Source organism: Kitasatospora sp. NPDC056731, assembly GCF_040687675.1.
In the GTDB taxonomy this organism is placed as follows: domain Bacteria; phylum Actinomycetota; class Actinomycetes; order Streptomycetales; family Streptomycetaceae; genus Kitasatospora.
On the sequence record NZ_JBFBNR010000053.1, the window covers coordinates 37435 to 47045 of the forward strand.

Below are 9611 nucleotides of genomic sequence, written 5' to 3' on the forward strand. Positions count from 1 at the left end.
GTAGGGTTGCCTATCGGCCGGGGCACCGCCGTGCCACCCCCCGACTTTTGGAGAGCCCCATGAAGCTCGAATCCTTCCTGCTGGAGATCCTGGTCTGCCCGCAGTGCCGGGCCGCGCTCACCGAGGGCGGCACCGAGGAGCAGCCCGAGCTGCTCTGCACCGGCGCGGACTGCGGCCTCGCGTACCCGGTCCGGGACGGCATTCCGGTCCTGCTGGTGGACGAGGCCCGCCGCCCGGCCTGATCCTTGGGGCGAAGCCCCCACCCCGCCAGCCCAGCGCGCACAGGACAGCAGTCGGAGGCCCGCCGCATGCTCGACGACACCCTGCTCGACGACCCGGCCGCCCTGCAGCGCGCCGACCGCGACCGCGCCCTGCTGGCCCTGGCCGGCGCCGGCGCGCGGGTCCGCACCGCGCTGCGGCTGGCCGACGCGGCCGGCCTGGACCGGCTGCGCCCGGACGGCCGCCCGCGCGCCGTCCTGGTCGCGGGCCACGGCAGCGCCCTGACGGCGGGCGAGATCCTGACCGCGCTGGCCGGCCACGCCGGCCTGATCACCACGCTGCCGCCGACCGAGGCGGCCGCCCCGCGCGCCGACCGGGCCGGCGCGCCGCCCGCCTTCACCGCCGGGCTCGGCTGGCAACTGCCCGGCTGGGCCGGCCCGCTGGACCTCCTGGTGGTCAGCTCCGCCGACGGCGGCGAACCTGGCCTGGTCGGCCTCGCCGAGCAGGCCTACGCGCGCGGCTGCGCGATCGTGGTCACCGCCCCGGCGGGCAGCCCGCTGGCCGAGGCCGCGCTGCAGGTGCGCGCGCTGCCGCTGCCGTACGTGGCCTCCGCGCTGCCCGAGGACGAGGCGCCCGCCGGCCCGGCCGCCGAGCCGGACCTCCCCGCCGAGGACCCGGCCGCGCTGTGGTCCCACCTCGCCCCGCTGCTCGCGCTCGCCCAGAAGATCGGCATCACCCAGCTGCCGTACGACGCGCTGCCGGCCGTCGCCGACCTGCTGGACGCGACCGCCGTCCGCTGCCGCCCCGACGCCGCCGCGTACACCAACCCGGCCAAGGGCCTGGCCGCCCGGCTGGCCGGGACGGTCCCGCTGCTGTGGGCCGAGGGCCCGATCGCCGGGGCCGTCGCCACCCGCTTCGCCGCCCAGCTCGCCGAACGGGCCGGCCGCCCGGCGCTGGCCGGGCCGCTGCCGCAGGTGCTGACCGCCCACCGCGGCATGTTCACCGGCCAGTTGGGCGCGGGCGCGGACCCGGACGACTTCTTCCGTGACCGGGTCGACGAGCCGGATCCGCTGCACCTCCAGGTCCTGCTGCTGCGGCACGTCCCGGGGGCGCCCGGTGCCCAGCCCGGTGTCCGTCCCGGCGGCGCGCCCGAGGAGCAGGGCGGGCCGGCCGAGGTGCCGGAGGACGACGCGGGCCCGCGCAGCTTCGGCGTCACCCGCGCGCACCGGCTGGCCGGCGCCCACGACGTCCGGCTGACCGAGTACGCGACCACCCGGCCGGACCCGCTGCACGCGCTCGCCGACCTGGTCGCGCTGACCGACTTCGCCGCCGTCTACCTCGGGCTCGCCGCCGCGCAGTCCTGAGCCACGCCGCACGGCCGGTACGGTAAGCGCTCGACGGAGCAGCGCGACCAGCCATTGCGGCGGAGGGACCCGGAACATGAGTACAGAAGGCGGCACCAAGGCACTGGTCGCGGCACTGTCCGCGAACCTGGCGATCGCGGTGGCCAAGTTCACCGCCTTCGGCTTCACCGGCTCCTCGTCGATGCTGGCCGAGGGCGTGCACTCGGTCGCCGACTCGGGCAACCAGGTGCTGCTGCTGATCGGCGGCAAGCGGGCGCGCCGGGAGGCGGACGAGGAGCACCCGTTCGGGTACGGCCGCGAGCGCTACGTCTACGGCTTCCTGGTGGCGATCGTCCTCTTCAGCGTCGGCGGCCTGTTCGCGATCTACGAGGGCTGGCACAAGGTCAACCACCCGGAGAAGCTGGACTCCTGGGGCTGGGCGGTCGGCGTGCTGCTCTTCGCCGTCGCGATGGAGGGCTGGTCCTTCCTCACCGCGATGCGCGAGTCGGCGAAGGCCAAGGGCGGCCAGGGCTGGGTGCAGTTCATCCGCACCGCCAAGGCCCCGGAGCTGCCGGTGGTGCTGCTGGAGGACGCCGGCGCGCTGATCGGCCTGGTGCTCGCGCTGCTCGGCGTCTCGCTCACCGTGATCACCGGCGACGGCGTCTGGGACGGCGTCGGCACTCTGGGCATCGGCCTCCTGCTGGTGGTGATCGCGGTGGTGCTCGCCCTGGAGACCAAGTCGCTGCTGCTCGGCGAGTCCGCCGACCGGGATTCGGTGCGCCGGATCCGCGAGGCGCTGGTGGACGGCGAGGCCGTCACCGGCGTGATCCACATGCGCACCCTGCACCTGGGGCCGGAGGAACTGCTGGTCGCCGCCAAGATCGCGGTCAACGCGGAGGACAGCGCCGCCCGCGTCGCGCAGGCGATCGACGCGGCGGAGGAGCGGGTCCGGGCCGCCGTCCCGATCGCGCGGGCGATCTACCTGGAGCCCGACGTCTACAGCGCAGAGAAGGCCGCCGCGGGCGAGGACCCGGCGGCCACCCCCGGCGGGCCCGGGCCCGGCGCCTCGCACTGACCGGCGCCGGTCCGCCCCTGGCCGGGGCCGGCCGGGGGGCAGACCAGGGGGCCGGCTGGGATCCGCTTGAGGACCCGTCCGGTCCGAGGCCGAAATCGCTCATCGGCGGACGGCCGGTGGGGCCGCCGGTGTAGATTCGTCACCAGAGCCAGAACGTCGCTGCTGATGGCGGTTGATCGGCGGTCCGCCCCTGTGGGGTGTGCCCCGGTCGAGGGAGAGAGGTCCTCCGACGGTTTGTGCTGCGCAGCAGGGAACCGGTCCAGCACCACGGATCCGGCCGCCCCGGCGTAGCCGTGCACCCGTACGGCCCCGCCCCGCTGCGACCGCACACACAGGACCTTGGCCACGCCCACCCCATCAGCGAGGAGCAGACGCATGTCGACCGACACCACCGGTGACTTCAAGGTCGCCGACCTTTCCCTGGCGCCGTTCGGCCGCAAGGAGATCCAGCTGGCCGAGCACGAGATGCCCGGCCTGATGTCGATCCGCGCCGAGTACGCCGAGTCGAAGCCGCTGACCGGCGCCCGCATCACCGGCTCGCTGCACATGACCGTGCAGACCGCCGTCCTCATCGAGACTCTGACCGCCCTGGGCGCCGAGGTCCGCTGGTGCTCCTGCAACATCTTCTCCACCCAGGACCACGCGGCCGCCGCCATCGCGGTCGGCCCGGAGGGCACCCCGGAGAACCCGCAGGGCGTGCCGGTCTTCGCCTGGAAGGGCGAGACCCTGGACGAGTACTGGTGGTGCACCGAGCAGGCCCTGACCTGGCCTGACGGCAAGACCCCGAACATGATCCTGGACGACGGCGGCGACGCCACCCTGCTGATCCACAAGGGCGTCGAGTTCGAGAAGGCCGGTGCCGCGCCGGACCCGTCCACCGCGGACAACGACGAGTTCCGGATCATCCTGGAGCTGCTCAACCGCACCCTCAAGGACTCCCCGAACAAGTGGACCGAGGTCGCCGCCACCATCAAGGGCGTGACCGAGGAGACCACCACCGGTGTCCACCGCCTGTACGAGATGCACCGTGACGGCCAGCTGCTGTTCCCGGCGATCAACGTCAACGACTCGGTCACCAAGTCGAAGTTCGACAACAAGTACGGCTGCCGCCACTCGCTCATCGACGGCATCAACCGCGCCACCGACGTCCTGATCGGCGGCAAGGTCGCCGTCGTCTGCGGCTACGGCGACGTCGGCAAGGGCTGCGCCGAGTCGCTGCGCGGCCAGGGCGCCCGCGTCATCGTCACCGAGATCGACCCGATCTGCGCGCTCCAGGCGGCGATGGACGGCTACCAGGTCGCCACCCTGGAGGACGTCGTCGAGACGGCCGACATCTTCATCACCACCACGGGCAACAAGGACATCATCATGGCCTCCCACATGGCCCGGATGAAGCACCAGGCCATCGTCGGCAACATCGGCCACTTCGACAACGAGATCGACATGGCCGGCCTGGCGCAGCTGCCCGGCGTGGTGAAGACCGAGGTCAAGCCGCAGGTCCACGAGTGGCGCAAGGCGGACGGCCGCACCATCATCGTCCTCTCCGAGGGCCGCCTGCTGAACCTGGGCAACGCGACCGGCCACCCGTCGTTCGTGATGTCCAACTCCTTCGCGAACCAGACGATCGCCCAGATCGAGCTGTTCACGAAGACCGAGCAGTACCCGATCGGCGTCTACGTGCTGCCCAAGCACCTGGACGAGAAGGTCGCCCGGCTGCACCTCGACGCGCTCGGCGTGAAGCTGACCACCCTGAGCCAGGACCAGGCCGACTACATCGGCGTCCCGGTCGAGGGCCCGTACAAGGCGGATCAGTACCGCTACTGATGCGGTGAACCGCGGCTGACGCGGTGCGGCGTACGCCGGTGGCCGGCACCCCTGCGCAGGGGTGCCGGCCACCGGCGCGTTCGGCGGTCTGTGTTCAGGGCACGATGACGTCGGTGGTCCAGTCGGCGGCGTCCGGGCCGAGGGCCTTGGTGTGGGCGAGCATCCAGGGGAGGCCGCCGAGCTGCTCCAGGGAGGGCGGATCGCCGGCTCCGGTGCCGATGGAGATCTCCACCCCGTTCTGGACGGACTCCAAGAGCGGGTGCGGGTCGGTGTAGGGCGAGCCGTCCGTGCTGGTGTAGACCGGGCGCGGCCCGACCGGCCGCATGCTGACCGAGACGTTCTTCCCCTCGACCTGGAACATCAGCCACAGGTCCCAGGCACCGACGCCGTCCGGGTCCGGACGCGAGAGCATGACGTCGGTGGCCTTGAACGTCTCGGGCAGGCCGGTGAACTGCACCGGCAGCGGGACGTTCCAGTGACCGAACCGGACGCCGGTGGCGACCTTGTGGAGGACTTCGTCGGTGACGTCCCCGGGCGTCTGGCCGTCCACGCTGACCTCGGCCCAGCGGCCCGCGGGGGTCAGCCAGCGCAGCGTCGGCTGGTAGCTCTCGGGCTGGTCGGCGACCACCCGGTAGGCCGGTCGTCCGTTGACCGGTTCGGCGTCGACCTTGCTGAGTTTCACGTTGACCCCCGTCATCGGGGGCTCGGAGCCCGCCGGGTACTGGGAGAGCATGATGCGGGCGGCGTTCTCGCCCGCGCCTCGGGCCTTGGCGTAGATGCCGTGGTAGCCGGTCTCGTAGCTGATGTGCTGCTCGCCGCCCACCCAGTCGGGCAGCCAGCCGAAGTGGACCTCGGTGGTCAGCGGGTCGATGCCGCTCACGGTCGGGGTCGGGGTCGGGGTCGGCGTCGAGGACGGTGAGGTGCTCGAGGTGGGCCCCGCCGGCGGTGTCGGGGTGACGGTGCCGCTTCCCGGGGCCAGCAGCGCGGTGGTCGCCACCACCGCCACCGTCACGGCGGCGACGGCGCCGACCGCGGCGCGCTTGCGACGGCGCAGCCGGGCGGTGCCCTCGGCGATCGAACGGTCGGCGTCGAACCGCGCAGGTGGCGCCGACCCGTCGGCGAGGGCCGTCAGCCGGGCGGTGAGGTCGTGGTGATCCTTGCTGGTCATGGCGTCCTCTCTGCGACGGTGGGGCGGGCGGCGAGCCTGCCGCGGAGGGTGTCCAGGGCCCGGGAGCTCTGGCTCTTGACGTTGCCCGACGAGCAGCCCATGGCGTCGGCGGCCTGGTCGATCGTCAGGTCGCAGTAGTACCGGAGCACCACGGCCGCCCGTTGGCGGGCCGGCAGCGTCGCCAGGGCGTGGCGCAGGTCCAGCGAGGCGTCGAGGTCGACGGGCATGGACTCGGTGTCGAGGTCGGTGCCCGGCCGGCTGGTCCGCCGCCACCAGGAGGTGCGCTGCTCGGCCAGGAAGGTGTTGACCAGCACCCTGCGGGCATAGCCGTCCAGGTTCTCCATGCGGCCTGCCCGCGACCAGTTCACGTACAGCTTGGTGATGGTCTCCTGGACCAGGTCGTCCGCGCGGTGCCAGTCCCCGCACAGCAGATAGGCGACCTTGCGCAGCCAGCCGCTCCTGGAAGTCACGTACTCCGTGAACTCCTCGTCGCGTGCCTGCTTCGCCATCTGCGCCCCCCTTCTCCCTCGTGTCGTCGGCGCTCGTGCGCGCCGTCCACCCCCCTAATGCGGGCACCCGCCCCGAACGTTGCATGCGAATGCGCACGTAGGCTTTCGGGCATGCCCAACGGCCGGTACTCGCTCCACACAGCCATGACTCCTCTGGGTCACGACCGCGTGCTGCTCGGGGAGGAGCGCTTCAGCTGCGCCCCCGGGGCGGCCGGCTGGCGGTACGTCTCCAAGACCTACGCGCCGGACGGGCGGGTGATCGGCAGCGTCGACCTCACCCTGGACTCGCGGGCCCGCCCGCTGCGGATGGAACTGCGGGCCGGCGGCTGGCAGGTGCGCGGCGGCGCGGTGGACGGCGTCGCCTGGGTCCGGACGGACGCGGCGGACCCGGGCGGCGAGCACAGCGTGGAGGGGCACGACCGGGCGCACGGGTTCACCGGCGGCTCGCCGGCCTTCCTGGTCGCCACCGCCCGGCTGCTGCGGCTGCGGGAGGGGGCGAGCGCGCGGGTGCGGCTGGTCGCGTTCACCGAACCGGTGCTGGCGCCGCGCACCTTCGACCAGGGGTGGCTGCTGGAGGGTGTCGACACGCACCAGACCGACTCCGGGCCGCTGCTGGTCGAGCGGTACCAGGTCGCGGACCTGGAGACCGGCGAGCAGCAGGTCGTGCACCTCGCGGGGGACGTGGTGCTGGCGGCCGACGGGATCGAACTGGAGGAGCTGGCGTCGCCGCCGAACGCCTGGCCGGCGCAGTTCGGGGAGTAGGTCCGGGTTGCGCGGGCCGGGCGGCGGGCCCGCGCGGCAGCGCGGTGAGCCTAGGCGGGCGGCGCGAAGCCGGTGCCGGGGGCCGGTGTCGAGGACGGGGCCGGGGCCGGGGCCGGGGACGGGGCCGGGGACGGCTGGTCGGCGGTGGGCGGGGCGGGCTTCTCGAAGGAGGGGGCGGCCGGCTGGGGCGCGGGAGCCGGCCACGCGGCGGGTGCGGGGGCCGCGGTCCGCTGCCACTGCGCCTGGGCCCGCGTCCACTCCCGGCGCTGGCGCTCGGTGAGCACCGCGCCCAGGTACGCCGCCGGGTGCAGCCCCTGCGCCACCGGGTGACCGGTCCGGGCGGCCAGGTCGCCGGCCAGCCGGGTGGACATCTGGAGCGCCACCGCCGGGTCCAACTGGCCTATGCGGCCCAGCAGTTGGCGGATCGCCAGCCAGAGCGGCTCCGGCACCGCGGACAGGTCCATCGCGACCAGCTCCCGGCCCATCGCCTGGAGCAGGTGCGGGTGCACGGGCGGCAGCGGGGGCGGCGTCCCGCCACCCGGGGTGCGCTCGCGGACGACCACCGTCCCGGCGAAGATGTCGCCCAGCCGCTTGCCGTCCGCGTTCACGGCCGAGGTGATCACCGCCGGCACGCCGGTCATGGCGACCAGCTCCATGAAGCCGACCAGCCCGCGCACCAGCGAGTGCCGAAACCGCACCGGGCCGCCGTCGGTGCGCACCACCCGCAGGCCGAGCGCGGCCTTGCCGAGCGAGCGCCCGTGGCTGAAGGTCTCGACCATCACCGGCACGGCCACCAGGAAGAACACCAGCAGCCCGATCAGGGTGGCCGCCAGCGCCGCACCGTCCAGTCCGATCAGGGCGACGCTCAGGGTGAGCGAGACCAGGAACAGGGCGGCGAACTCCACGAGCAGGTCCAGCGTGATCGCCAGCGCCCGGCTGGGAAGCTTCGCCGTCTGCAGGTCGAGGACGACCGCCTCACCCGTCACCAGGTCGCTCAAGACACCTGTCCGTTCACGTTCGTGGAGCCGTACAGCTCACTCATGGAGGCCGCCGAGGGCGGCACGGACGAGGGGAGGGACGTCACCCGGACCGGCCCCCACGACCTGCTCTCCGCAGTCTGATCCGCAGCCGCAAACATACGGCGCCCGGTGGCCGCACGGGAAGTGAGATCCCGGCGGCCGGGGTGCCCACCGCTCCTGGCATGCTGGGCCGCGCGTGTCCGCACGTACCCGCCCGTCCGCCCGCCCGCGACCGGGCCCCTCGCGCCCACCGCCGACCATGGAGCCGCCGAATGGACCTGGACGTCTTCGTCGCCACCCACCAGGGGGAGTGGGCACGGCTGGACGCCCTCGCCCGACGGCGCCGGCTCAGCGGGGAGGAGGCCGACGAACTGGTCACCCTCTACCAGCGCGCCACCGGCCACCTGGCCAAGGTCCAGGCCGCCGCACCGGACCCGGCCCTGCTCAGCCGGCTGACCGGCCTGGTCTCGCGGGCCCGCAGCGCGGTGACCGGATCGCGCAGCAGCGGCTGGCACGACGTCGCCCGGTACTACACGGTGAGCTTCCCGGCCGCGCTGTACCGCGCGCGCCGCTGGTGGGTGCCGGTCGCGGTCGTCTCGCTGCTGGCCACCGCGGTGCTCGCCTGGTGGATGGCCACCCACCCCGAGGTCCGCAACAGCCTGGTCGCCCCGGATCACCTGCGGGAGATGACCCGCCCGGGCGGGCAGTACGAGTCGTACTACTCGGACCGCCCGGCGAGTTCGTTCGCCGCACAGGTCTGGACGAACAACGCCTGGATCGCCGTGCAGTGCCTGCTGTTCGGGATCGCGCTGGGTCTCCCGGTGCTCTGGGTGATGTGGACCAACGTGGTCAACCTCGGTGTCGGCGTCGGGCTGATGGCCTCCGCCGGGCGACTCGACGTCTTCCTCGGCCTGCTCATCCCGCACGGCCTGTTGGAGCTGACCGCAGTGTTCGTGGCCGGCGGCCTCGGTCTGCGCCTCGGCTGGACGGTCATCGACCCCGGCCCGCGCACCCGCGGAACGGCCCTGGCCGAACAGGGCCGCTCCATCATCGGCATGTCCATCGGCCTCGCGACGGTGCTGGCCGTTTCCGGTGTACTCGAAGCGTTCGTCACCCCTTCCGGACTGCCCACCTGGGCGCGCATCTCGATCGGCGTGCTGGCCGAGGCGGCATTCCTCCTCTACGCGCTGGTGTGGGGCCGAAAGGCCGCCGAGGCCGGCGAAGTCGGTGATCTGGACGCGGCCGATCGGGCGGATCTGCAACCCGTCGCGGCCTGAGGCGAGGTGATCCACACGCCTCTGACCTGGTACTCTTCTCGCATCCCGACCAAACCATTGACGTGGTGAGGGTGGGCTAGTAGGTTTGAACGGTTGGGACAGACTGGACAACGGTCAGTCCCGGGCGTTAGTGTCTACGACACCGCCAAATCGAGGTGAGCGCGTTTTATGAATGCGCATCCTTCGACGAAGCAAAATCCCGCGGACTGAGCACACCGAAAGCTTTGATAAGCTTCGGAGCGAAGTTCGAAGGAAATCCCGCCAGCGGGAATTCGGAGAAACGAAGCCGGTAAGAACGGCCGCGAGGATCTGATAAGCTGGAAACACGAAAGAACGAAGCGCCCGGAGGGCCCGCTGGAAGGCGGTCCGAAGGAAGTGTCCGTTCCTTGAGAACTCAACAGCGTGCCAAAAGTCA

General features: G+C 72.7%; 9 protein-coding genes. 6 read left to right on the top strand and 3 right to left on the bottom strand.

Annotated elements, in window-relative coordinates; all coding sequences use genetic code 11:
- Window positions 1–59: 59 nt before the first annotated feature.
- The 4 genes from AB0R04_RS33860 (at window position 60) to ahcY (ending at window position 4461) form a co-directional block, all read left to right on the top strand.
- A complete protein-coding gene (locus AB0R04_RS33860; protein ID WP_063349138.1) occupies window positions 60–242 on the top strand; it encodes a Trm112 family protein in 183 nt (60 codons plus the stop codon).
- Between the two features lie 66 nt (window positions 243–308).
- On the top strand, window positions 309–1583 hold the full coding sequence (locus AB0R04_RS33865; RefSeq protein ID WP_363377425.1) for an SIS domain-containing protein: 1275 nt from the start codon (window positions 309–311) through the stop codon (window positions 1581–1583).
- Between the two features lie 76 nt (window positions 1584–1659).
- Window positions 1660–2637: a cation diffusion facilitator family transporter gene (locus AB0R04_RS33870; protein WP_363377426.1), complete on the top strand. Its 978-nt coding sequence runs from the start codon at window positions 1660–1662 to the stop codon at window positions 2635–2637.
- Window positions 2638–3012: 375 nt separating this feature from the next.
- Entirely contained in the window at window positions 3013–4461 is a 1449-nt protein-coding gene (ahcY, locus tag AB0R04_RS33875) for an adenosylhomocysteinase (protein ID WP_363377427.1), read from the top strand.
- 94 nt (window positions 4462–4555) lie between these two features.
- On the opposite strand, the gene AB0R04_RS33880 is transcribed toward ahcY, so the two are convergent.
- Window positions 4556–5629 carry a hypothetical protein gene (locus AB0R04_RS33880; protein ID WP_363377428.1) on the bottom strand — a complete coding sequence of 358 codons (1074 nt, stop codon included), beginning with the start codon at window positions 5627–5629 and terminating at the stop codon, window positions 4556–4558.
- The gene (locus AB0R04_RS33885; protein ID WP_363377429.1) at window positions 5626–6138 is read right to left on the bottom strand and encodes a SigE family RNA polymerase sigma factor; all 513 of its coding nucleotides are present in this window, start codon (window positions 6136–6138) and stop codon (window positions 5626–5628) included. The genes AB0R04_RS33880 and AB0R04_RS33885 overlap by 4 nt, the downstream gene beginning before the upstream one ends.
- 111 nt (window positions 6139–6249) lie before the next feature.
- On the opposite strand from AB0R04_RS33885, the gene AB0R04_RS33890 reads away from it, so the two are divergent.
- Complete coding sequence (locus AB0R04_RS33890; RefSeq protein WP_350886472.1) at window positions 6250–6900, top strand: hypothetical protein; 651 nt, start codon at window positions 6250–6252, stop codon at window positions 6898–6900.
- 50 nt (window positions 6901–6950) lie between these two features.
- Here the strand turns inward: AB0R04_RS33890 and AB0R04_RS33895 are convergent, their stop codons facing one another.
- Complete coding sequence (locus tag AB0R04_RS33895; RefSeq protein WP_363377430.1) at window positions 6951–7898, bottom strand: RDD family protein; 948 nt, start codon at window positions 7896–7898, stop codon at window positions 6951–6953.
- Window positions 7899–8191: 293 nt separating this feature from the next.
- On the opposite strand from AB0R04_RS33895, the gene AB0R04_RS33900 reads away from it, so the two are divergent.
- On the top strand, window positions 8192–9196 hold the full coding sequence (locus tag AB0R04_RS33900; protein WP_063349146.1) for a stage II sporulation protein M: 1005 nt from the start codon (window positions 8192–8194) through the stop codon (window positions 9194–9196).
- Window positions 9197–9611: the final 415 nt, after the last annotated feature.